Genomic DNA, 23,752 nt, shown 5'->3' on the forward strand with positions numbered 1-23,752 from the left:
CAATGGTCAGCACGCCCACCCGTCCCGCCGCGGCACGGACGACCCCCGCCGCAGGTGGAAAGCCAGCACGAAAACCCGGCAGCAAAGTAGGCAGCACGGCAGACGGCACGCCAGCCGATGCGGGGCCAGTAGCCAAGGTCCGCGGATGGTACCGCGGGTTCTGGTCCGCGCTGGAGGGGACCGGCAGGTCGCGGAACGGCTCCACCTATTACCTGATCCTGGGTTCGACCCTCGCGTTGACAGCGATCGGGATCCTGATGGTGCTGTCCGCCTCAAGCGTGGAGGCGATCGCCGCGGGGGAGTCGGCCTACACTGCGGCCGGCAAGCAGAGCCTCTTCGCCGGCATCGGCCTGTTCTGCATGTTCGTGCTCTCCCGTGTCAACGTCGTCTGGCTTAAGCGCGGCGCCTGGGCTGCGATCCTGGTTGCCTTTGTCCTGCTGGTCCTGGTGCTCCTGGTGGGCCGCAGCGCGCTCGGCAACCAGAACTGGATCGACGTCGGACCCTTTACCTTCCAGCCTTCCGAGGCGGCCAAGCTGGCACTTGCCCTCTGGATGGCGACGGTGTTGAACGCCAAGGCCAAGCTCCTGCACCAAGCCAAACACGCCCTGATCCCGGTCGTGATCCCGGGAGCGGCCGGGGTGATCGGCCTGATCCTGATGGGTAACGACCTTGGTACGGCGATGATCGTTATGCTGATCACGGCCGCCGCGCTTTACTTCGCCGGGGTTCGGCTCTACCTGTTCGGCATCGCCGGGGTGGTCCTGGCCGTCGGCACCGCGGTGCTCGCCATCACCAGCCCCAACCGGGTCTGCCGCATCCTGTCCTGGACCGGCCAGACCTGCGCGGACGGCTCGGACGTCAACTACCAGTCCACCAACGGCCTCTACGCCCTGGCGTCCGGCGGCTGGTTCGGCGTGGGACTGGGCCAGAGCCGGCAGAAATACAGCTGGATCCCGGAAGCCCACAACGACTTCATCTTCGCCATCATCGGCGAGGAGCTCGGCCTGATCGGCACCATCGTCGTCCTGGTCCTGTTCGCGATCCTGGGCACGGCCATCTACCGCGTTGTGGTGGCGCAGCAGGGCCTGTTCCACCGGGTCCTCGCCGGGGCGATCATGGTGTGGCTGCTCGGCCAGGCCTCCGTCAACATGGCGGTGGTCACCGGACTGCTCCCCGTGGTCGGCATCCCGCTGCCCTTCATTTCCTACGGCGGCTCGGCCCTGCTCATGTCGCTGTGTGCCATCGGAGTAGTGTTGTCCTTGGCCCGGGCCCAAATGGAACCGGACATGCAGCCGAAGGGGATGTTCAGGTTCGGGCCCGCCGGCTTCGCCAAGGTACTCCGCAAGCAGGCGGCCGCGCGGCGGGACGCCAAGCGGCCGGCCGGTACCCGCCCCCAATCCCCGAAGGCCCAGGCGCCCACAGCCCACGCGCCCACCGCCCACGCGCCCACAGCCCAGGCACCCAACGACCGGGCCCCTGCGGCCCGGCCCCCCGCCGGCAGCACTGCCGTCCGGCGGCCCGGCACCCGGACACCCGCCCCCAAGAACCCCGCACGAAAGCGTACCTAGCCCGCCATGAAGACCGAGTCCCCCCTGTCCGTCGTCCTTGCCGGCGGCGGCACCGCCGGGCACATCAGCCCGCTCCTCGCCATCGCCAACGCCCTGCGTGAGGTCAGCCCCGGCGCGCGGCTGCTCGCCGTTGGGACCCCGGGCGGCATGGAGGCCCGGCTGGTGCCCGCCGCCGGGCTGGAACTGGCCACGGTCAGCCGGGTGCCGTTTCCGCGTAAGCCCTCGATGGAGCTGCTGCGGCTCCCGGGCAAGCTCGCCGCCGCCGTCCGGCAGGCCGGCTCCATCCTCGACGACGCCCGGGCTGATGTGCTCGTCGGCGTCGGCGGCTACGTCTGCACCCCGCTCTACCTTGCCGCGTGGCGCCGCAGGATCCCGATCGTGGTGCACGAGGCCAACACCCGGCCCGGGCTCGCCAACCGCGTCGGCGCCCGGCTGAGCCGTCACGTGGCCGTGGCGTTCGCTGAGACCAAGCTGCGCGGGGCACGGCACGTCGGCATGCCAATGCGCCGCGAAATCTCGGGCCTGGACCGGGCCGCTGCCCGGGCGGCCGCGCGCACCGCGCTCGGCCTCGACCAGGACAAGCCCACCCTGATCGTCACCGGCGGCTCGTCCGGTGCGCAGAGCATCAACCGCGCCATCGCCGCCTCGGTCGCCGCCCTGGCCGCAGCCGGGATCCAGACCCTGCACATCACCGGGCGCGGCAAGACCGTCCACGACGCCCAAGGCAAGCCACTGGCAGCGCCGGGCTACCGGCAGGTCGAGTACGTGGACGGAATGGAGCTGGTTTACGCCGCCGCCGACCTGCTCCTGGCCCGCTCCGGCGCCGCGACCGTCTGCGAAGTCGCCGCCGTCGGCCTACCCGCCGTCTTTGTCCCGCTCCCGATCGGCAACGGTGAACAGGCGCTCAACGCGGCCGGCCTGGTCAACGCCGGCGCGGCTCTCCTGGTCGAGGACAGCGCGTTCGACGCCGCCTGGGTCAGCGGCCACATCATCGCGCTGCTGCGCGACAGCGCCCGGCTTGATGCGATGGCCGCTGCCGCCGAACAGCTCGGCATCCGGGACGCGGACCGGCGGATGGCCGCACTGGTCCTCGAAGCCGCGCACACCACGACCGGCCGCACACCCGGGCCCTCAACGACCGAGCAGCCATGACCAGGGAGGCGCAGCCCCAGGGCAAGGACCCAGCAGCGACACTGAACATCAGGCAGGAAGCGGTAAAGCAATGACCCAGGCCCACAACGGCACCACGGCGGCGGCCCGAACCCAGGACTCCCTGGGCCGCGTGCACTTCATCGGCATCGGCGGGGTGGGAATGTCCGCAGTGGCCCGCATCATGGTGGCCCGCGGTATGTCGGTGAGCGGCTCCGACGCCAAGGACCTCCCGGTCATGGCCGAGCTCGCCGCGGCCGGCGCACGGATCGCAGTGGGCTACGACGCGGCCAACCTGGCCGACGCCCAGACCGTCGTCGCCGGCTCAGCCATCCGCCCGGACAACCCCGAGCTTGCCGCGGCGCGCTCCGCCGGGCTGCCGGTGCTGCACCGCTCCGAAGCCCTCGCCGCCACCATGGCGCAGGACACGGCCGTCACGGTCGCCGGCACGCACGGCAAGTCCACCACGACATCAATGATCACGGTGCTCCTGCAGGGCGCCGGCCTGGACCCGTCGTTCGCGATCGGCGCCAACGTCCCGGCCCTGGGCGTCAACGCGGCCTCCGGAACATCCCCGGTCTTCATTGCGGAGGCCGACGAATCAGACGGCTCCTTCCTGAACTACCGCCCGCAGATCGCGGTCGTGACCAACGTCGAGCCGGACCACCTGGACTTCTACGGCACGGCCGAGGCCGTCTACGCCTCCTTCGACCGCTTCACCGAACTCCTCCCCGCGGACGGCTTGTTGGTCGCCTGCGCGGACGACGACGGCGCCCGCGCGCTTGCCCTGCGCACCCGGCAACGGGGCAACACCCGGGTGGTCCTGTACGGCACGGCGGCGGACGCGGACGTGGCGCTGCACGACGGCGGCCCGGGCGACGTCTGGATCTCCACCGCGGCGGGGAAGTTCGCCGTCGAACTCCAGGTCCCTGGCCGGCACAACGCACTGAATGCCGCCGCGGCGTTCGCGGTGGCGCTGGAGCTCGGCGTCGCCCCTGAAACTGCCGCCGGCGCGCTGGCCAACTTCTCCGGCGCCTCGCGCCGCTTCGAATTCAAGGGTGCCGGACGCGGCGTGCGCGTCTACGACGATTACGCCCACCACCCCACCGAGGTGCGGGCGGCCCTCGCCGCGGCCCGCTCGGTGGCCGGCGACCACCGGGTCCACGTGCTCTTCCAGCCGCACCTGTTTTCCCGGACCCGGGAATTCGCGCACGAGTTCGCTGACGCCCTGAACGCTGCGGACACAGCCCTGCTGCTCGACATCTACCCGGCCCGCGAGGACCCCCTTCCCGGCGTTACCAGCCAGCTCATCGCCGACCATTTGGGCTCCGGCGGACGGCTGGTCGGCCCCGGCGAGGAGGCCGTCCGCGCCGTGCTCGAGGCCGCCTCGCCGGGGGACATCGTGCTCACGGCCGGCGCGGGCGACGTGACCGCCTACGGCCCGCGCATCGTCGAAGCGTTGGCCCTCGGGATGCCGGATGTCTAGCACGCGCCGACCCACCTATCCCTCCGGCCCGGGCGGATCCTCCTCCGGGCAGCAGGCAGCCGGGCAGGATGACGTCATCTCGGCGTCCAAGGCAGATCCGTTGGCTCCCAACCCGTCGGCCCCGGCACCCTCGGCCGCCGACCAGGCCGCGGCTGGCCCAACAGACCCGCAGCGCGGCAACGTCCTCGCATTCCCCGAACCGAAGGCGAAGCGGCGGCGCCGGATCATCCTCAGCACGGTCGCGGTGATCGCTGCGCTGACCGCAGCGATCGTGGCGGCGGCCATCTACTCGCCGTGGCTCGCGGTCCACACTGTCACCGTGCAGGGCACCCGGATGCTCACCGCGGACCAGGTCAAGACGGCCCTGGCGCCGCTGCAAGGCAAGCCCCTGCCGCAGATCAGCGACGACGAGGTGGACCGGCTGTTGCGGCCGCTGGTGCAGGTCAAGGCGGTCACCACGCAGGCCAGGCCGCCCTCAACGCTGCAGGTGCGGATCACCGAGCGGGTGCCGGTGGCGCTGGTCAAGCAGGGAACGGTCTACCAGCTGGTAGACGTCGACGGCGTCCAGCTCAGCACCACCAAGGACCCCGCGTCGATCAAACTTCCAGTGATCGACGGCGGCCGGGGCGCGCTGCCCAAGGACCTGTTCCACGCCGTCACCGCGGTGCTCGGAGCGCTCCCGCCCGATGTCCTGGCCCGGCTTTCCGATGCCTCGGCCAAATCGGCGGACGCGGTCGAACTCAAGCTCGTGGACGGCCGGACGATTGTCTGGGGCAACGCCGGGGACAAGGAGCTCAAGGCCAGGGTGCTCTCGGCCCTGCTGAAAGCACCCGCGGATCCGAAGAATCCGGTGGCGGTCTACGACGTCAGCGTGCCGCGCCACCCGGTTACCCGGTAGCTCCCCATCACTTACCCCGGGCAGGGCACGGGCGATAGTCAAGATGGTGCCTCCGCGGGGACGCGGCGGTGCCGATCAGCAGCAAAAAAGTCGAAACAGGCGGCATTTCCCCGGTATTCCCGCGACACGCGGAGCCGGTTATTGAATGTCCTCTGCATAGGAAATAGCGTCACAGACATGAGTTACTTGACATAACTATAACCTTCAACTGGAAGGTTAAGGTTCAAAGCCTCAAGCTCGACTCCATCAGTTTTCGCAATAGAACACGAACAAGGGACACGTAACGTGGCAGCTCCGCAGAATTACTTGGCCGTCATCAAGGTCGTCGGCATCGGCGGCGGTGGCGTGAACGCAGTCAACCGCATGATCGAGGTGGGTCTTCGCGGCGTCGAATTCATCGCCATCAACACGGACGCCCAGGCGCTGTTGATGTCCGACGCAGACGTCAAGCTCGACGTCGGACGGGAGCTGACCCGCGGCCTGGGAGCCGGTGCGAATCCTGAGGTCGGCCGGCAGGCGGCGGAGGACCACGCAGACGAGATCGAAGAGGTCATCCGTGGCGCTGACATGGTCTTCGTCACCGCCGGCGAAGGCGGCGGCACCGGCACCGGCGGCGCGCCCGTCGTGGCACGCATCGCCCGCTCGCTGGGTGCGCTGACCATCGGCGTCGTCACCCGCCCCTTCACCTTCGAGGGGCGCCGCCGCGCCGGCTCCGCCGAAGCCGGCATCGACGCCCTGCGCGACGAGGTCGACACCCTCATCGTCATCCCGAACGACCGGCTGCTGTCCATCAGCGACCGCAACGTCTCCGTACTGGACGCCTTCCGCTCGGCCGACCAGGTCCTGCTGTCCGGCGTCCAGGGCATCACCGACCTGATCACCACCCCGGGCCTGATCAACCTCGACTTCGCGGACGTCAAGTCCGTGATGCAGGGCGCCGGCTCGGCGCTGATGGGTATCGGCTCGGCCCGCGGTGAAGACCGCGCCGTCAAGGCTGCGGAACTGGCCATCGCCTCGCCGCTGCTGGAAGCTTCCATCGACGGCGCCCATGGCGTCCTGCTCTCCATCCAGGGCGGCTCGGACCTCGGGCTCTTCGAAATCAACGAGGCCGCCCGCCTGGTGCAGGAAGTGGCCCACCCCGAGGCCAACATCATCTTCGGCGCCGTGATTGACGACGCCCTCGGTGACGAGGCCCGCGTGACCGTGATCGCCGCCGGATTCGACGACGTCAAGGCCACCTCGCCCTCGATGGACCAGTCCCAGCCGGTCCCGGCCCGTCCTGCCGCACCCGCGCCGGCTCCGGCCCAGGCTCCCGCCTCGGCGCCGGTCCAGCCGCTGCACGCCGGGGTCGGCGCATCCGGGCTCAGCAACTGGGGCCAGCAGCGCCCGTCCGCCGTGCCGGCGGACTCGGGTTTTGATGTGGATCTGCCCTCCGTCGTCGAGCCGGACCTGTCCGGCCGCCACACCGACGACCTCGACGTGCCGGACTTCTTGAAGTAGGCCGTCGCTGTCACAAACCAGCACTAAGCACCATGGCACTGCCTTGACGGCGGTGCCATGGTGCTTTGGCGGGGCCTACGGTAGTTGTTATGGGTTTTTCAATGGTTGCGTTTCCCGAAGTGGCGGTGTGCTGAGTGTTTTCCTGGCGAGCTGAGGTGCGGCCCGGCATTTGGGTGGCGTTCACCAACGTAGCGGCGGGCAATCTGGCGCTCCATGTCGGCGACGATCCGGCCGCGGTGCGCCGCCGCCGGGAACTGCTCGAACAAGCCGCCGGGCTCAGCCCCCGGAGCTTCCAGTTCATGAACCAGGTGCACGGCAAGGACGTAGCAGTCGTTGGCGACGGCGCCCCGGCCGCCGCATCGGCGGGGGACCCGGACGAGCGGCCCACTGACGCGCCCACCGCCGATGCTCCCACCGCCGATGCCATGGTGTCTGCCGGCGGGGCGCTGGCGGTCATGGTGGCGGACTGCGTGCCGATCGTACTGGTGGGGGAGCGCGCCGCGGACGGTACCGAGACGCCGGTATTCGGCGTCGTCCACGCCGGCCGGCCGGGCCTGGCCGCCGGGGTGGTTCCCGCCGCAGTGGCGCAGCTGCGTGCACACGGAGCCACCGGGATCAGCGCGTGGATCGGCCCGTCCATCTGCGGGAAGTGCTACGAGGTCCCGGACAGCATGCGTGCGGAGGTGGCGGAGTCTGTTCCGGCGGCCTGGTGCACCACGGCCCAGGGAACGCCCGGGCTGGACCTGCCGGCCGGCGTCCGCAGCCAGCTTGAGGCCGAGGGTGTCCCCGTCGAGTACTCCGGCGGTTGCACCCGGGAGGACATGGAGCTGTACTCATACCGGCGCGACAACCGTACCGGCCGGTTTGCGGGCCTGGTCTGGACCGCCGGCCCCGCATGCGACGCGACGTTGACCCCTGCAGCGTCGCCGGCCGCCGCCGGGGCAGCCAAATGACGGTGCCCGCAGCGGCCGGTGCGTCGCCGGACCCCAGGGCCGCCCAGCTCGGCGAACGACTGGCCGCGGTCCGGCACCGGATCGACCAGGCCGTGTCCGCCGCCGGGCGCGCATCCACGCCGGAGCTGATCGTGGTCACTAAATTCCACCCGGCCGAGGACATCGCGCGGCTGGCTGCGCTCGGCGTCACCGATGTCGGCGAAAACCGGGACCAGGAAGCGGCCGAAAAAGCTGCCGGGCTGCAGGGGCTGCAGCTGCGCTGGCACTTCATCGGCCAGCTGCAAAGCAACAAAGCCAAATCCGTCGTGAAGTACGCCCACGCCGTGCACTCCGTGGACCGGCCCCAGCTGATCGCTGCCCTGGCCAAAGCAGTACGCGCGGAGCAGGAGCGTGCCGCCCGCGCGGACCTCGAATGCTTTATCCAGGTCAGCCTCGACGACGACGCCGACGGCCACCGCGGCGGCGCCCTGCCGGCAGACGTCCCGGAACTGGCCGCACAGCTCTCAGCGGCCGCCGGACTCCGGCTGGCCGGCGTGATGGCGGTGGCGCCCCTTGGTGCGGCTCCGGAGGCGGCGTTCCAAAAACTGGCGGAGATCTCCGCCCGGCTCCGCGCCGACCACCCGCACGCTACGGGCATTTCCGCCGGAATGAGCCAGGACCTGGAAGCAGCCATCCGGTTCGGGGCGACACACCTTCGAATTGGCTCCGATATTCTCGGTCCGCGCCCGGCGTTGCGGTAGGTTCAACGTATTGGAAGGTAATGGCGGGGATTCCAATGCAGTGAATCCAAAGCAGTGACTCCAACACGGTCACGTCACTGAGCGGCCCGCATACGGACACGATTAGGAGTCGACCATGGCTGGCGCTCTGCGCAAGACAATGATCTATCTTGGGCTCGCTGACGGCGACGAACACTACGAGTCCGAGCATCACACACCGCACAAGGATGAGGACGAATCCATGGAGCACGACCGCGAGGAGCGCCGCGGCCCGGCGCCTGTCCGCGAAGTCCCCAGGGAAGAGCCCTACGCCGCTGAAGAGGAATACCGCGCACCCGTGACACCCATTAAGCGAGCGGCCTCGAGCCGCGAAGAAACCACAGGCCTGCGGCAGATCACGACGATCCACCCGCGGTCCTACAACGACGCCAAGCTCATCGGCGAAAGCTTCCGTGACGGCATCCCCGTCATCATGAACGTCACCGACATGGGCGAAGCGGATGCCAAGCGCCTCGTTGACTTCTCCGCCGGCCTGGTGTTCGGCCTGCGCGGCAGCATCGAACGGGTGACCAACAAGGTATTCCTGCTCTCGCCGTCGTATGTCGAAGTGATCGGCGACGACAAGAAGGTCAGCGAGACGCAGGCCAGCTTCTTCAACCAGAGCTAATCCAGGAGACCTCACGGATGCCAGGCAGGGAACACCTGCCTGGCATCCGTGCTGGGGAATCCGTGTTGGAATAGACGTATTGGATTAGATGCGCCACCACCTGCCAGGCTACTGCGGTATCCGGAATGATCATGGAGATATGGGTTAACTCATGGGAATTGTTTTCGGACTTGTCTATATCGCCCTGCTGCTCTTTTTTGTCGCGCTGATCATCCGCCTGATCTTCGACTGGGTGCAGATGTTCGCCCGCAGCTGGCGTCCCCACGGCGTGGCGCTTGTCACCGCGCATGCTGTGTACTCCGTCACAGATAAGCCCCTCAAACTGCTCGGCCGGGTCCTCCCGCCGCTGCGGCTCGGCGGAATCTCGCTGGACCTCGCGTTCCTGGTGCTGTTCCTTGCCGTCTCGGTGGCCATGGGCATTGCCAGGTACTTCACCTACGCGCAGCCGATCGCCGCATAACCCGCGCGGCCGGACCAGTTCCGCCGCCCAAAAGATAAAAACTCCGGTTTGACACTGCGGTGTTGAATTAGAGGAACCAGACCATATTTAGGTACCGTAGTTTTGACGGCCGGAAGGCCTCCTGACTAACTAGACCAACGAGGTGACCAGATGGCTTTGACGCCAGAAGACGTTGTCAACAAGCGCTTTCAGCCGACCAAGTTCCGCGAAGGCTACGACCAGGACGAAGTTGATGACTTCCTGGACGAGATCGTCGTCGAACTGCGACGCCTGAACCAGGAGAACGACGAGCTGCGCAAGAAGCTCGCCGAAGCCGGTTCCGGCACGGCCGCCAGCTCCGCTGCTGGCGCTCCCGTCGTGGAGAAGGTGCCGGCACCCGTCAAGGCCGAGAAGGAAGACCGCGCCAAGGCAGAAGCCGAGGCCAAAGCCGCCGAAGCTGCCAAGAAGAAGGAAGCCGAAAAGGCTCCCGCTCCGGCACCCGCCCCGGCACCCGTCGCCCCCACCGCTTCCGCCGAGTCCGCCGCCGGCCTGCTGGCCATGGCGCAGCAGATGCATGACAAGCACGTCGCCGACGGTGAACAGCAGCGCGACAAGATCATCGCCGAGGCGCAGATCGAAGCCAGCAGCCTCGTCAACGACGCGCAGGAAAAGTCCCGCAAGATCCTCGGTGCCCTCGAGCAGCAGCGCTCCGTGCTGGAACGCAAGGTCGAGCAGCTGCGCGGCTTCGAGCGCGACTACCGGTCCCGCCTGAAGGCCTACATCGAAGGCCAGCTGCGTGACCTGGATGCCCGTGGTTCGGTGGCGGCCCCCGAGGTCGAAGCCAGCTAGGACGTTTTGCACGTATTCTGAAAGCCGGTGGCTGAGGACTCCTCGGCCGCCGGCTTTTGGCATTAAGTCCCCTCCGTCGCTGTCACCCGGGCGCGCCCGGCCAGTAAGCCCCCGCCACCACCGGTACCGGAACGAAAGCACTATGACTGACGCACCAACCCCAGACGCCGCCCAGCCCGCGGACGCCGTGCAGGCCGCCCACACCGCCCAGCCCGCGGCCGCCGTGCGGCCGCGGGCGGGCAAACCGCGGCGCGCCCTGCTGCTGACCCTGTTCGCCGGATTCGCGGTGTTCGCCTACGTGTTCGACCAGCTGACCAAACTCTGGGTCACGGCCACCATGACCGAGGGTGAACGCATCCCGGTGCTGCCGCCTCTGCTGCACTGGTACTACATCCGGAACTCCGGCGCCGCTTTCTCGATCGGCGAAAACGTCACCTGGGTGTTCACCATCATCATGGCGGCCGTATCCATCGCGATCCTGCTCCAGCTGCGTAAGCTCGGGTCGCTTTGGTGGGCGCTGGCGCTCGGACTGCTGCTCGGCGGCGCGCTGGGCAACCTGACCGACCGGCTGTTCCGCGAACCCTCGTTCGCGATGGGCCACGTGGTGGACTTCATCCAGTTGCCCAACTTCGCGATCTTCAACATTGCCGATTCGGCCGTGGTGTCCTCGGTGGTGATCATTTGCCTGCTCACGCTTCGCGGCATCGCCCTCGACGGCTCCCACCTGAACCAGCGTCGGGACACGGCAGCTGCCGGCGCGGCCGCGCCGGATCCTACCGAACGGGACCACACCGGGAACGGCCACAATGTCTGAGCCCGGTCCGGCAGGGGAGCAGGCGCCCCGGCACTTCACCGTCCCGGCCGAACTCGCCGGCACCCGGGTGGACGCGGGCCTGGCGCAACTGATGGAGATCTCGCGGTCGCAGGCTGCGACTCTGATCGCCGAGGGCAACGTCAGCAGCCACGGCAAACCCGTGGGGAAGTCCCTCAAGCTCAGCGCCGGCGGCGAGCTCGACGTCGTCGTCCCGGAACGCCGGGACCCGCTGGAAGTTGTGGAGGAAGTTGTGGAAGGTCTGAAGATCCTGCTCGACGACGACGAGTTCGTCGTCGTCGACAAACCCGTCGGGGTGGCCGCCCACCCCTCGCCCGGCTGGGTCGGGCCCACCGTCGTCGGCGGCCTCGCCGGCGCCGGCTACCGGATCTCCACTTCGGGGTCACCCGAACGCGCCGGGATCGTGCACCGGCTCGACGTCGGCACCTCCGGCGTGATGGTGGTCGCGAAGACCGAGAACGCCTACACGGCGCTCAAGCGGGCCTTCAAAGAACGCACCGTGGACAAGGTCTACCACGCCGTCGTACAGGGCCTGCCCGACCCGCTGGCCGGTACCATCGATGCACCGATCGGCCGGCATCCCGGCCACGACTGGCGTTTCGCCGTGATCGAGGACGGCCGCGACTCCGTGACCCACTACGAGGTGCTCGAAGCCTTCGGTAAGGCCTCGCTCGTGGAGGTGCACCTGGAAACCGGCCGCACCCACCAGATCCGGGTGCATTTCTCCGCGCTGCGCCACCCCTGCGCCGGCGACCTGACCTACGGGGCCGATCCCCGGCTGGCCGCCACCCTGGGCCTCACCCGCCAGTGGCTGCACGCCAGGCAGTTGTCCTTCGACCACCCGCGGACGGGTGAACGGGTGACCGTGACCAGCGAGTACCCGCAGGACCTCAAGTACGCCCTCGAGGTGCTGGAGTCCGGCAACGCCTAAGCGGAGGTCCGCCGCCGTCGTGCCGGGCACGTCTGTGTCCGTGCCCGGCACTAGAATGATTCGGTGACTTCCAGCAACAACTCGTTCGTCCACCTCCACAACCACACCGAATACTCCATGTTGGACGGTGCGGCGCGCCTCGGGGAACTCTTCGATGAGACCGAGCGGCTGGGCATGCCGGCCCTGGCTACCACTGACCACGGCTACCTCTTCGGGGCGTTCGACTTTTGGAAGCGGGCCACGGACAAGGGCATCAAACCAATCATCGGCGTCGAGGCTTATGTCACGCCGGGCACCGCGCGCACCGACAAGACCAGGGTGCGCTGGGGCGAAGAGAACCAGCGCAAGGACGACATCTCCGGCGGCGGCGCCTACACCCACATGACCCTGCTCAGCTACAACAACGTGGGCATGCGCAACCTGTTCCGCGCCTCCTCGATCGCCTCCCTGGACTCGGTTTTCGGCAAGTGGCCCCGCCTGGACCGCGAGCTGCTGAACACCTACTCGGAAGGGCTCATCGCCACCACCGGGTGCCCCTCCGGCGAAGTCCAGACGAGGCTGCGGCTCGGGCAGTACCGCGAAGCCCTCGAAGCCGCGGCCGAGTTCCGCGACATCTTCGGCGCCGAGAACTACTTCTGCGAACTCATGGACCACGGCCTGGACATCGAACGCCGCGTTACCGGCGACCTGCTGCGCCTGGCCAAGGAACTGAACCTCCCGCTGGTGGCGACGAACGACCTGCACTACACGCACGAGCACGACGCCAAGGCGCACGAGGCGCTGCTGGCGATCCAGTCCGGTTCTACCCTGCTGGAGCCCACCTACGACAACGGCGGGTCGCGCTTCGCGTTCTCCGGCAGCGGCTACTACCTGAAGTCCCCGCAGGAAATGCGGGAACTGTTCCGCGACCATCCGGAGGCCTGCGACAACACACTGCTGATCGCCGAACGCTGCGAGGTGTCCTTCAACACCGGCGCGAACTACATGCCCCGGTTCCCCTGCCCGGAGGGGGAGGACGAAACATCCTGGTTGGTCAAGGAAGTGGACAAGGGCCTCCAATACCGGTACCCCGCGGGGATCCCGGACAAGGTCCGCCAACAGGCCGATTACGAGCTGGAAGTCATCACCTCGATGGGCTTCCCGGGCTACTTCCTGGTGGTGGCCGACTTCATCAACTGGGCCAAGAACAATGGCATCCGGGTGGGTCCCGGACGTGGCTCGGGTGCAGGCTCCATGGTGGCGTACGCCATGCGCATCACCGACCTGGACCCGCTGCACCACGGCCTGATCTTCGAGCGCTTCCTGAACCCGGACCGCGTCTCCATGCCCGACTTCGACGTCGACTTCGATGACCGGCGCCGCTCGGAAGTGATCGACTACGTGACACGCAAGTACGGCGACGAACGCGTCGCCATGATCGTCACCTACGGCACCATCAAGACCAAGCAGGCCCTCAAGGACTCCTCCCGCGTGCTGGGCTACCCCTTCAGCATGGGCGAGCAGCTGACCAAGGCCCTGCCGCCGGCCGTGATGGCCAAGGACATCCCGCTGGCGGACATCCAGAACCCCGAGGCCAAGCGCTACGGCGAGGCCGGGGACTTCCGGCAACTGATCAGTACCGACCCGGAAGCCGCGAAAGTCTTCGAAACCGCCCTGGGCATTGAGGGCCTGAAGCGGCAGTGGGGCGTCCACGCCGCCGGCGTCATCATGTCCTCGGACCCCATCATCGACGTCATCCCGATCATGCGCCGCTTCCAGGACGGCCAGGTCATCACCCAGTTCGACTACCCGACCTCCGAGGGCCTCGGCCTGATCAAGATGGACTTCCTGGGCCTGCGGAACCTGACGATCATTTCCGACGCCCTGGAAAACATCAAAATGAACCGCGGGATCGACCTGGACCTCGAATCCCTCGCCCTCGACGACGCCGCCTCCTACGAGCTGCTGGCCCGGGGCGATACGCTCGGTGTGTTCCAGCTCGACGGCGGCCCCATGCGGTCCCTGCTCAAGCTCATGAAGCCTGACAACTTCGAGGACATCTCCGCCGTGCTGGCGCTCTACCGTCCGGGACCGATGGGCGCCAACGCGCACACAGACTACGCGCTGCGCAAGAACAAGATCCAGGACGTCATCCCGATCCACCCCGAACTCGAGGAGCCGCTCGCCGAGATCCTCGGCGGCACCTACGGCCTGATCGTGTACCAGGAGCAGGTGATGGCCGTGGCGCAGAAGCTCGCCGGCTACACCCTGGGCCAGGCCGACATCCTGCGCCGCGCCATGGGCAAGAAGAAGAAATCAGAGCTGGACAAGCAGTTCGCCGGCTTCTCCCAAGGCATGCAGGACAACGGCTACTCGATGGCCGCGGTCAAGACCCTCTGGGACATCCTGCTGCCCTTCTCCGACTACGCCTTCAACAAGGCGCACTCCGCAGCGTACGGCGTGATTTCCTACTGGACCGCCTACCTGAAGGCGCACTACGCGCCGGAATACATGGCCGCGCTGCTGACCAGCGTGGGCGACGATAAGGACAAGTCGGCGATCTACCTCAACGAATGTCGCCGCATGGGCATCACGGTGCTGCCGCCGGACGTCAATGAGTCAGCGCTCAACTTCACCCCGGTCGGCAACGACATCCGCTTCGGCATGGGTGCCATCCGCAACGTCGGCGCGAATGCGGTCGACGCGATGGTGGCCGCACGCGAACGCGAAGGCGCCTACACGTCCTTCAAGGACTACCTGATGAAGGTCCCGGCGGTGGTCTGCAACAAGCGCACCATCGAATCCCTGATCAAGGCCGGCGCCTTCGACTCGCTGGGCCACCACCGCCGCGCCCTGGCCATGATCCACGAAGAAGCCATCGACTCGGTCATCACGCTTAAGCGCAACGAGGCGATCGGACAGTTCGATCTGTTCGCCGGCATCGATGACACCGAGTCGGAGTCCTCGCTGAGCATCGAGATCCCCGATCTGCCCGAATGGGAGAAGAAGGACAAGCTCTCCTTCGAACGGGACATGCTGGGGCTGTACGTCTCGGACCACCCGCTGCAGGGCCTGGAAGGCGTGCTGACCCAGCACGCGGACCAGTCCATTACCTCGATCATCGCCGAGGACGGGCCCCACGACGGCGCGATCATCACCATCGCGGGCATGATCACCTCGCTCAGCCGGCGGATCGCCAAGGCCAGCGGCAACGCTTATGCCCGCGCCGAGATCGAGGACCTTGGCGGCTCGGTGGAAGTGATGTTCTTCGGCCAGGTCTACGGACCGATTGCCTCAGTGCTCGCCGAGGACCTCATTGTGGTCGTCAAGGGCCGGCTGCAGCGCCGCGACGACGGTGCCGTGGCGCTGAATTGCATGGAACTCTCAGTCCCCGACCTCAGCGAGGGCCTGGACGGGCCGCTGGTGATCACCATGCCGACGCACAAGGCCACCGAGGCCGTCGTCAACGAACTCGGCGAAGTGCTCAAGACGCACCGCGGCAAGTCCGAGGTGCGGCTGCACCTGCACGGAGATTCACGGGTGGAGGTCATGGGGCTGCCGGTGCACCTGCGCGTCAATCCCAGCCCGTCCCTGTTCGGGGATCTCAAGGTGCTGCTGGGCCCGACCTGCCTGGACAGCCAGGTCTAGCACCGGTGCCGGGCCGGCCAGGGCCCGGCCGTCGGCTGGCTAGATCTCGTAGTCGAGCGGCACCGGTTGGCCGTAACTGCCGCCGTGGTAGAGCAGCGGCGCGCCCTCGCCGCCGATGGCGCCGTCGATGACCTCCACGACCACCACCGCGTTGTTCTCGAAGGAGAGCCGCATCTGGATCTTGCCGATCAGCCAGCCCGAGACGTCCCTGAGGATTGGGACCTCGTGCGGACCGAGCTCCCAGTGGTCACCCTCGAAGCGGTCCTGGCCGCGGGCGAAGCGGTCCGCCAGCCCCTGGTTAGCCAGCCCCAGCATGTGCACGCCGATGTAGCCGGTGTTGGCCACGGCCGGCCACGACCGGGAGGTGCGGGCCATGTTGAAGGTGAACCGCGGCGGCTTGGCCGACAGCGACGCCACGGAAGTGGCGGTGAAACCGTAGGGAACACCGTTGTAGTTCGCGGTGATGATCGCGACGCCGGCTGCGTGCCGGCGGAACATCTCCTTGAACGTTCCTTCGAATGCGTCTTCGGCTGAGGCCAAGGTGGGTCATCTCCCTGCTGTTGCGTCTGGTACTTACCTGGGGCTTACAGCCAGCGTATTCCCGCAGGCCCGGCCCGCGGTATTCGCACCCCGCCAATTGGTCATCCCGGCGTCACGTGTCGCGCGGCGTCATGTCCGTCGGCGCCCGATCCTTTGTTAAGGTTTGTTGCATGACACAACCCGCGGTGCACCTGCCCGTTGACCATAACGGCGGCCCAGCGCACGCCGACCCCCGGCGGCCCGGGCCCGCGGTGCCGTGGAGGGGACTGGCCGTGATCGCGGCGGCAGGCCTTCCCGTCGGGCTGCTGTGGTGGCTCCTGGCGCCGACCGGGCTTAACCTCCTCACCCGGGACCCCGCCCTCGCCGCCGGCAGCAACCCCGAGACCTGGCTGCCCCGGGACCTCGTCCTGGCCGGGCTGTTCCTGCTGGCCGGCTGCCTTTCCGGCGTCCTCATTGCCGGCAACCGGCCCGCGCGGCTGGGGACCGCGACGGTGGTCCTGGCCGTCGCCGCAGGTGCCGCGGCTGCCCTGCTGGCGTGGGGGACCGGCGTGTTCGCGGGCAGCGTGTGGGGCGCCGCGGTGGACACCTCGGCCAGCACCAGCATCGCCTTTTCGCTGCGCGCCTACGCCATGCTGGCCATCTGGCCGGCCGCCGTGGCGCTGGCGATCTTCTTCGCCACGGTCTTCGGCCACTCCGAGCCGGACCGGGCACCCGGGCCGCACGCCTAACCCCACGCGCCCCGGACGCTCCGGACGCTCCAGGTGCCCCGTGCGGGGCGCGGCGCAACAGCGTCCGGGGCCGGTCCTGCCGGCGAGTAAAATGGACGCGTGACCCCCACTGCTGACAGCCCCGTACCGTCCACCTTCCTGCCCATGGCCCCCGCACCCGCCACCCTCAACTTCCGCACCGTGGACGTGCGCGGACAGCGGCTTTCCCTCGCCGGGCTCCGCGCAGCCGTCCCGCGGGCGCAGCACGGCACCGTGGCCGACGCCGAGCAGAAGGTCCTGGACATCATTTCGGCGGTCCGGACGCGCGGCTTCGAGGCGTTGCGTGAGCTGGCGCTGACCTTCGACGGCGTCGACCAGGACCACCCCCGGGTCCCGGCCGAGGCGCTCAAGGCCGCGCTGGACGGGCTGGACCCGGACGTGCGCGCCGCCCTGGAGGAGTCCATCCGCCGGGCACGCCGCTTCGCCGACGCGCAGCGGCCGGCCAATACCGACGTCGAACTCGGCGAAGGCGCCGTGGTCAGCCAGAACTGGGTCCCGGTGGCCCGGGTGGGGCTGTACGTCCCGGGCGGCCTGGCCGTCTATCCCTCGTCCGTCATCATGAACGTCGTCCCGGCGCTGGCCGCCGGCGTGCAGTCCATCGCCCTGGCCTCGCCGCCGCAGAAGGACTTTGCCGGCATGCCGCACCCCACGATCCTGGCAGCCGCGTGCCTGCTGGGTATCGAGGAGGTTTATGCCATCGGCGGCGCCCAGGCCATTGCCGCGTTCGCCTACGGCATCCCCGGCGAGGCCGGGGGCTCGCGGGGCCTCGATCCGGTCGACGTCGTCACCGGGCCCGGAAACATCTTCGTGGCCACCGCCAAGCGGCTGGTCAAGGGCGTCGTGGGCATCGACTCCGAGGCCGGAACCACCGAGATCGCCATCCTGGCCGACGCCACGGCCCGGCCCGGTCTGGTCGCGGCCGACCTGATCAGCCAGGCCGAGCACGATCCGCAGGCCGCGTCCGTGCTGATCACCGACTCCGAGGAGTTGGCAGCCGCCGTCCGCCGCGAACTCGGCGTCCAGGCGGCCGCGACCAAGCACAGCGACCGCGTGTGCCAGGCCCTGTCCGGTCCGCAATCCGGCGTCGTCCTGGTCGAGGGCCTGGAGCAGGGCATCGCCGCCTGCGACGCCTATGCCGCCGAGCACCTTGAAATCATGACCGCGGACGCCGCCGCCGTGGCCGCCCGGATCCGGAACGCCGGCGCCATCTTCGTAGGCGACTACAGCCCGGTCAGCCTGGGGGACTATTGCGCGGGCTCCAACCACGTGCTGCCCACCAGCGGGACGGCCGCGTTCTCCTCCGGGTTGAACGTGACCACCTTCCTGCGCGCCATCCAGGTGATCAACTACAGTCGGAGCGCGCTGGAGGAGGTCAGCGGGCACATTGTCAGCCTCTCCCGGGCCGAGGACCTGCCGGCCCACGGCGAGGCCGTCACGGCACGGTTCGCCCCAGGGGCATAAACCGCGCGGCGGGCACCCGGCCGGAACAGCGTCTGACCACAACATGTAGTAATTACAGGCTTGTTATTCAGCAACATCTAGTCGTAAACTGATTCCGGGAGCACTATTGCGGCGCTCCGGCGCTGTGATGATGACCAGGCTTGCGGCAGGGAGGAACCGACGTGTATTGCCCGTTCTGTCGTAACCCTGATTCGCGTGTGGTGGACAGCCGCATCGCCGACGACGGTTCCGCCATCCGGCGCCGCCGGCAGTGCCCCGAATGCGGGCGCCGCTTCACCACCGTGGAGACCACCAGCCTGACGGTGATCAAGCGCTCCGGCGTCGGCGAACCGTTCAGCCGCAGCAAGGTCATCAACGGCGTGCGCAAGGCCTGCCAGGGCCGCCCCGTCACGGAAGACGACCTGGCCATGCTGGCCCAGGAAGTCGAGGAGACCATCCGGGCCTCTGGCGCGGCCGAAATCGACGCCCACGAGGTGGGCCTGGCGATCCTCAACCCCCTGCAGCGCCTTGACGAGGTGGCCTACCTGCGCTTCGCGAGCGTGTACCAGGCCTTCGAATCGCTGGAAGACTTCGAGTCCGCCATCGCCCTGCTTCGCCACGAGGCGGAGTCCAAGGGGCTGGAAGGCAAGAACTCGCAGAAGAGCCCGCTCTAGGCTCAGCCAAGCTCCGGTGGTGGCAGCGGAGGGGAAGCCGCGGCCACCACCGGCTCCAACCCAACTGACTCGCAGTTGTTGTCGCTTTGACCGCCTGAAACCGCCCGCTCAAGACGACAAGTGCTGCCAGTCAGTTGGGTTATTTCACGTCCGGGACTACTTGGCCAGTTTGTGTGTCAGGGCGACCTCGATGGCCGCGCCCACGATGCCGGCGTCGTTCTTCAGTTCGGCCGGGACGATGGGCGTGCGCAGCGACATGTGCGGCAGGTACTCGTCCGCGCGCTTGGAGATGCCGCCCCCCACGATGAACAGTTCCGGGGAGAACAGGAACTCGACGTGGGAGAAGTAGCGCTGCAGCAGCACGCTGTATTCGGCCCAGCTCAGGCCGTCACGTTCCCGGGCGACGGCGGAGGCCTTGCTTTCGGCGTCGAAGCCGTCGATTTCGAGGTGGCCCAGTTCGGCGTTCGGAACGAGCTTGCCGTCGAAGATGAAGGCGGAGCCGATGCCGGTACCCAAGGTGATGACCAGGACGGTGCCGGAGATGCCTTCGCCGGCACCGTAGCGGGCTTCGGCCAGGCCTGCGGCGTCGGCGTCATTGATAACTTCGACCGGGCGCCCGAGCCGGGCAGTCAGCAGGGCGTCGATGTCCAGGTTCAGCCAGGAGTTATCCACGTTCGCCGTCGAGTGGACGACGCCGTGCTGGATGATTCCCGGGAAGGTCACACCGACCGGCGAGTCCGGCGCCGGGGCGTCGGGACGTTTGGAGAGCTCCGTGACGACCTGCGCGACAACTTCAGCCACGGCTTCCGGGGTGGACGGCTGCGGGGTGGGCACGCGGAGCCGGTCGCCCACGAGTTTGCCCTTTTTCAGATCAACAATTCCGCCCTTGATGCCGGTGCCACCGATGTCGATGCCGATCAGCGGTGCGTTCTTCTTCGACTTCTCGTCCTTCTTGGCCAATGGGCTTCCGTTCGTGGCAGGGGCGGGGTGGGTCTTCTGGGATCTTGCGGAGATGTTGCGGGGATCAGGGGAGGGTCAGGACCTCAGCGCCGGACTCCGTGACCAGCAGCGTGTGCTCGAACTGTGCGGTCCGTTTGCGGTCCCGTGTCACGACTGTCCAGTCGTCGGCCCACATGTCCCAGTCGACCGTGCCCAGCGTCAGCATGGGCTCGATCGTGAAGACCATGCCGGCCTCAATGACGGTGTTGTAGGCCGGAGCGGCATCGTAGTGCGGGATGATCAGGCCGGTGTGGAAGGCCTCGCCGACCCCATGGCCGGTGAAGTCCCGGACGACGCCGTAGCCGAAGCGCTTGGCGTAGGACTCGATGGTCCGGCCGATCACATTGATTTGGCGGCCCGGGGCCACTGCCCGGATGGCGCGGCGGAGCGACTCTTCGGTGCGTTCGACCAGCAGCCGGGACTCCTCATCGACGTCGCCCACCAGGAAGGTGTAGTTGGTGTCGCCGTGCACGCCGCCGATGAAGGCGGTGATGTCGATGTTGAGGATGTCGCCGTCCTGAACCACGGTGCTGTCCGGGATGCCGTGGCAGATGACCTCGTTGAGCGAGGAGCACAGGGATTTGGGGAACCCGCGGTAGCCCAGGGTGGACGGGTAGGCGTGGTGATCAAGCAGGAATTCGTGCCCCACCCTGTCCAGCTCGTCCGTTGTCACGCCGGGGGCAATGTGCTTGCCGACCTCGACGATCGCCTGGGCTGCGATCCGCGACGCGATCCGGATCTTCTCGATAGTCTCTGCGGACTTGACCTCTGAGCCGGTGAACTTGGCCGGTGCGGGCTTGCCGACGTATTCGGGGCGCGGGATGGACGCCGGCACGGCAAGTTGGGGGCTGACTGTTCCCGGGACGAGGGTGCCGATGGGTGCAGTCGAGGTGAGGGAAGGCATAGATTGATTCTATAAGTACCCGGCCGAACGCCGGAAAATGCCGCTGGAAATACAGCCGGCAACCGGACACACCTGGAAGGAATCACCGATGACCGAATACTGGTACAACGTCAACACCCACGAGATCGAGGAAGACGCGATGTCCGACTGGAGCCAGCTGATCGGCCCCTACAAGACCCGCGAGGAAGCCGAACACGCCCTTGAAAAGGTCAAGGCCCGCAACGAGGCCTGGGAAAAGGGCGACGAGGACTAGCGCAGACGCCCGCTAGAAGGAATGCTCCGGGCCTGGGAAGTGGCCGGAGCGGACGTCGTCGCGGTAGGCTTTCGCGGCGTCGCTCAGCGTGGTCCGCAGATCGGCGTACTGCTTGACGAATTTGGCCATCTTTCCGCCCCGCAGCCCAGCCATGTCCTGCCAGACCAGCACCTGGCCGGTGGTCGCCTTGCCGGCGCCGATACCGATGGTCGGGACCTCGACGGCGGCGTCCACGGCTGCCGCCGTCGCCGCGGGAACCATTTCCATCAGCACGCAGAACGCGCCGGCGTCGGCCAGCGCGACGGCGTCCTCGATGAGCCGTTCGGCGTCGTCGCCGCGGCCCTGGACGCGGTAACCGCCGAGGGCGTGTTCGCTTTGCGGGGTGAAGCCGATGTGCGCCATCACCGGGATGCCGGCCTGGACCATGGCCCGGACGGTCTCCGCGTAGAATTTGCCACCTTCGATCTTGACCGCATGCGCAAGCCCCTCCTTGAGGAACCGCACGCCCGTAGCGACCGCTTGCTGGGCGGACACCTCGTAGCTGCCAAACGGCAGGTCTGCCACCACCAGCGCGCGCCGCGCGGAACGCGTCACCGCCCGGCACAGCGGGATCAGCTCGTCCACGGTGACGGGCAAGCTCGTTTCGTTGCCGAACACATTGTTGGACGCGGAGTCTCCCACCAGGAGCACCTCAATGCCGGCCTGATCGAAGATCTCGGCGGTGTATTGGTCGTAGGCCGTCAGCATGGCGAAGCGCTCACCGTTGAGCTTGGCCTGCCGCAGGTGGTGCGTGCGGATCCGGGCGGCCGGTTTGGCGGCGCGGTCCGGCGCCGGAACCTGGGCTGCGCCGGACTCCGCCGCGACGCCGGACGCGGGGCCGCTGCCATACGGGGCGGCGAGTTCTGCGGACATGCTGGAATCGGGGCTGTTGCTGGGGGCCATGCCACGAGCGTAGTGCGATACCCGGGGTCCTAGCTACCGGGCGGGCCCGGCGGCCCGGTGAAAGCCGTCACAAACAAGGCCGCCGTACAGGGCCGGGTTGCCGCCAGGAGGCCGGTTCGGCGGCCGTTGTGTTAACGGCGTGTTACGCACGTGCGCTACGCCAGCAATCGCCCCGAATGCTTAGTAGAGTGATTCGAGAGCAGCTGCGGGCGCCAGCCAAGACGAGTAGTCGGGACGGGTCCGGGGCATGGACGTAAACCCGGAAAGAGGCACCATGGACCGCCAGCAAGAGTTTGTCCTGCGGACGATCGAAGAGCGTGACGTGCGCTTTGTGCGCCTGTGGTTCACCGACGTCGTGGGATCGCTAAAGTCTGTGGCGCTCGCCCCGGCCGAAGTGGAAGGCGCGTTCGAGGAGGGCCTGGGCTTCGACGGCTCCTCGATCGAGGGCCTGGCCCGCGTCTTCGAATCCGACATGCTGGCCCAGCCGGACCCCTCCACCTTCCAGATCCTGCCGTGGCGCGGTGAGACGGAAGCGACGTCGCGGATGTTCTGCGACATCCTGACGCCCGACGGTGAGCCCTCCGCGGCGGATCCGCGCAACGTCCTCAAGCGCAACCTCGCCAAGGCCGCGGACATGGGCTTCACCTGCTACACCCACCCCGAAATCGAGTTCTACCTGCTCAAGTCCCAGCAGCCCGGCCCGGACGGTGCCCCGGTTCCGGTGGACGAGGGCGGCTACTTCGATCATGTGCCCGGCGGCGTGGCGCAGGACTTCCGGCGGACCGCCGTGACCATGCTGGAATCCGTGGGCATCTCGGTCGAGTTCAGCCACCACGAGGCCGGGCCGGGCCAGAACGAGATCGACCTCCGCTACGCGGATGCCCTGCAGACAGCGGACAACATCATGACTTTCCGCACCGTGATCAAGGAGGTCGCGCTGCAGCAGGGAACCTACGCGACCTTTATGCCGAAGCCGTTCACAGCGCACCCCGGCTCCGGCATGCACACCCACTTCTCGCTGTTCGAGGGCGACACCAACGCCTTCTACGAGGCCGGCGCCGAGTTCCAGCTCTCCGAAACCGCCCGGCAGTTCATCGCCGGCATCCTCAAGCACGCCCCCGAGTTCACCGCCGTGACCAACCAGTTCGTGAACTCCTACAAGCGCCTCTGGGGCGGGGGAGAAGCCCCCAGCTACCTGAGCTGGGGCCACAACAACCGATCGGCCCTGGTCCGGGTCCCGCTCTACAAGCCCGGCAAGGGCCAGTCCGCGCGGATCGAGTACCGCGGCATCGACTCCGCCGCCAACCCGTACCTCGCCTACGCCGTGCTGCTGGGTGCCGGGCTGAAGGGCATCGAGGAGGGCTACCAGCTGCCCGCCGCCGCCGAGGATGACATCTGGTCGCTGAGCTCGGCCGAGCGCCGCGCCATGGGCCACGATCCGCTGCCGGCCAGCCTGCACGACGCGATCCGCACCATGGAGGATTCCGAGCTGATGCCGCAGATCCTGGGCGAGCAGGTTTTCGAGCACTTCCTGCGCAACAAGCGCGCCGAGTGGCAGGACTACCGCCTCCAGGTGACGCCCTACGAGCTGCAGCGCAACCTGGCCATCCTTTAG

Annotated in this window: 22 protein-coding genes; 18 read left to right on the plus strand and 4 right to left on the minus strand. The window is 67.9% G+C overall.

The window, feature by feature from the left end:
• Positions 1 to 2 precede the first annotated feature (2 nt).
• The 13 genes from ftsW (at position 3) to dnaE (ending at position 15,618) form a co-directional block, all read left to right on the plus strand.
• Positions 3 to 1,568, plus strand: a complete 1,566-nt coding sequence (ftsW, locus tag ACUYM2_RS07120) for a putative lipid II flippase FtsW (protein WP_481599440.1) — start codon at positions 3 to 5, stop codon at positions 1,566 to 1,568.
• A gap of 6 nt (positions 1,569 to 1,574) precedes the next feature.
• Positions 1,575 to 2,720 carry an undecaprenyldiphospho-muramoylpentapeptide beta-N-acetylglucosaminyltransferase gene (gene murG, locus ACUYM2_RS07125; RefSeq protein ID WP_481599441.1) on the plus strand — a complete coding sequence of 382 codons (1,146 nt, stop codon included), beginning with the start codon at positions 1,575 to 1,577 and terminating at the stop codon, positions 2,718 to 2,720.
• A 70-nt stretch (positions 2,721 to 2,790) separates the two neighbouring features.
• The gene (gene murC / locus ACUYM2_RS07130; protein WP_481599442.1) at positions 2,791 to 4,203 is read left to right on the plus strand and encodes a UDP-N-acetylmuramate--L-alanine ligase; all 1,413 of its coding nucleotides are present in this window, start codon (positions 2,791 to 2,793) and stop codon (positions 4,201 to 4,203) included.
• The gene (locus tag ACUYM2_RS07135) at positions 4,196 to 5,101 is read left to right on the plus strand and encodes a cell division protein FtsQ/DivIB (protein WP_481599443.1); all 906 of its coding nucleotides are present in this window, start codon (positions 4,196 to 4,198) and stop codon (positions 5,099 to 5,101) included. Before murC ends, ACUYM2_RS07135 begins: the two co-directional genes overlap by 8 nt.
• A gap of 285 nt (positions 5,102 to 5,386) precedes the next feature.
• Positions 5,387 to 6,601: a cell division protein FtsZ gene (gene ftsZ, locus ACUYM2_RS07140; protein ID WP_481599444.1), complete on the plus strand. Its 1,215-nt coding sequence runs from the start codon at positions 5,387 to 5,389 to the stop codon at positions 6,599 to 6,601.
• A 134-nt stretch (positions 6,602 to 6,735) separates the two neighbouring features.
• The gene (locus tag ACUYM2_RS07145) at positions 6,736 to 7,554 is read left to right on the plus strand and encodes a purine nucleoside phosphorylase YfiH/LACC1 family protein (protein WP_481599445.1); all 819 of its coding nucleotides are present in this window, start codon (positions 6,736 to 6,738) and stop codon (positions 7,552 to 7,554) included.
• Positions 7,551 to 8,294 (plus strand): YggS family pyridoxal phosphate-dependent enzyme, encoded by a 744-nt coding sequence (locus ACUYM2_RS07150; protein WP_481599446.1) that lies wholly within the window; start codon positions 7,551 to 7,553, stop codon positions 8,292 to 8,294. The genes ACUYM2_RS07145 and ACUYM2_RS07150 overlap by 4 nt, the downstream gene beginning before the upstream one ends.
• A gap of 115 nt (positions 8,295 to 8,409) precedes the next feature.
• Positions 8,410 to 8,940, plus strand: a complete 531-nt coding sequence (locus ACUYM2_RS07155) for a cell division protein SepF (protein ID WP_481599447.1) — start codon at positions 8,410 to 8,412, stop codon at positions 8,938 to 8,940.
• 151 nt (positions 8,941 to 9,091) lie between these two features.
• Positions 9,092 to 9,400: a YggT family protein gene (locus ACUYM2_RS07160; protein WP_481599448.1), complete on the plus strand. Its 309-nt coding sequence runs from the start codon at positions 9,092 to 9,094 to the stop codon at positions 9,398 to 9,400.
• A gap of 150 nt (positions 9,401 to 9,550) precedes the next feature.
• Positions 9,551 to 10,228, plus strand: a complete 678-nt coding sequence (locus tag ACUYM2_RS07165) for a DivIVA domain-containing protein (protein ID WP_481599449.1) — start codon at positions 9,551 to 9,553, stop codon at positions 10,226 to 10,228.
• A gap of 142 nt (positions 10,229 to 10,370) precedes the next feature.
• Entirely contained in the window at positions 10,371 to 11,042 is a 672-nt protein-coding gene (lspA, locus tag ACUYM2_RS07170) for a signal peptidase II (protein WP_481599450.1), read from the plus strand.
• On the plus strand, positions 11,035 to 11,991 hold the full coding sequence (locus tag ACUYM2_RS07175; protein ID WP_481599451.1) for an RluA family pseudouridine synthase: 957 nt from the start codon (positions 11,035 to 11,037) through the stop codon (positions 11,989 to 11,991). The genes lspA and ACUYM2_RS07175 overlap by 8 nt, the downstream gene beginning before the upstream one ends.
• A 63-nt stretch (positions 11,992 to 12,054) precedes the next feature.
• Positions 12,055 to 15,618, plus strand: a complete 3,564-nt coding sequence (dnaE, locus tag ACUYM2_RS07180; RefSeq protein ID WP_481599452.1) for a DNA polymerase III subunit alpha — start codon at positions 12,055 to 12,057, stop codon at positions 15,616 to 15,618.
• 39 nt (positions 15,619 to 15,657) lie between these two features.
• On the opposite strand, the gene ACUYM2_RS07185 is transcribed toward dnaE, so the two are convergent.
• On the minus strand, positions 15,658 to 16,116 hold the full coding sequence (locus ACUYM2_RS07185; RefSeq protein WP_481601430.1) for a flavin reductase family protein: 459 nt from the start codon (positions 16,114 to 16,116) through the stop codon (positions 15,658 to 15,660).
• Between the two features lie 212 nt (positions 16,117 to 16,328).
• Here ACUYM2_RS07185 and ACUYM2_RS07190 point away from each other — a divergent pair, with 212 nt between their 5' ends.
• From ACUYM2_RS07190 to nrdR, 3 genes are all read left to right on the plus strand, one after another.
• The gene (locus ACUYM2_RS07190) at positions 16,329 to 16,886 is read left to right on the plus strand and encodes a hypothetical protein (protein WP_481599453.1); all 558 of its coding nucleotides are present in this window, start codon (positions 16,329 to 16,331) and stop codon (positions 16,884 to 16,886) included.
• A 144-nt stretch (positions 16,887 to 17,030) separates the two neighbouring features.
• The gene (gene hisD / locus ACUYM2_RS07195; RefSeq protein WP_481601431.1) at positions 17,031 to 18,386 is read left to right on the plus strand and encodes a histidinol dehydrogenase; all 1,356 of its coding nucleotides are present in this window, start codon (positions 17,031 to 17,033) and stop codon (positions 18,384 to 18,386) included.
• Between the two features lie 161 nt (positions 18,387 to 18,547).
• Entirely contained in the window at positions 18,548 to 19,039 is a 492-nt protein-coding gene (nrdR, locus tag ACUYM2_RS07200; RefSeq protein WP_138769622.1) for a transcriptional regulator NrdR, read from the plus strand.
• A 156-nt stretch (positions 19,040 to 19,195) separates the two neighbouring features.
• Here nrdR and ppgK read toward each other — a convergent pair whose 3' ends face one another.
• Together ppgK and map are read right to left on the minus strand one after the other, a co-directional pair.
• A complete protein-coding gene (gene ppgK / locus ACUYM2_RS07205; RefSeq protein WP_346959049.1) occupies positions 19,196 to 19,999 on the minus strand; it encodes a polyphosphate--glucose phosphotransferase in 804 nt (267 codons plus the stop codon).
• A gap of 64 nt (positions 20,000 to 20,063) precedes the next feature.
• A complete protein-coding gene (gene map / locus ACUYM2_RS07210; protein ID WP_481599454.1) occupies positions 20,064 to 20,942 on the minus strand; it encodes a type I methionyl aminopeptidase in 879 nt (292 codons plus the stop codon).
• A gap of 88 nt (positions 20,943 to 21,030) precedes the next feature.
• Here map and ACUYM2_RS07215 point away from each other — a divergent pair, with 88 nt between their 5' ends.
• Positions 21,031 to 21,195 carry an SPOR domain-containing protein gene (locus ACUYM2_RS07215; RefSeq protein ID WP_346959047.1) on the plus strand — a complete coding sequence of 55 codons (165 nt, stop codon included), beginning with the start codon at positions 21,031 to 21,033 and terminating at the stop codon, positions 21,193 to 21,195.
• A 12-nt stretch (positions 21,196 to 21,207) separates the two neighbouring features.
• Here the strand turns inward: ACUYM2_RS07215 and panB are convergent, their stop codons facing one another.
• Entirely contained in the window at positions 21,208 to 22,137 is a 930-nt protein-coding gene (gene panB, locus ACUYM2_RS07220) for a 3-methyl-2-oxobutanoate hydroxymethyltransferase (RefSeq protein ID WP_481599455.1), read from the minus strand.
• 274 nt (positions 22,138 to 22,411) lie between these two features.
• Here panB and glnA point away from each other — a divergent pair, with 274 nt between their 5' ends.
• Positions 22,412 to 23,752: a type I glutamate--ammonia ligase gene (glnA, locus tag ACUYM2_RS07225; protein ID WP_138769615.1), complete on the plus strand. Its 1,341-nt coding sequence runs from the start codon at positions 22,412 to 22,414 to the stop codon at positions 23,750 to 23,752.

The organism is Arthrobacter sp. SD1074B (assembly GCF_056780195.1).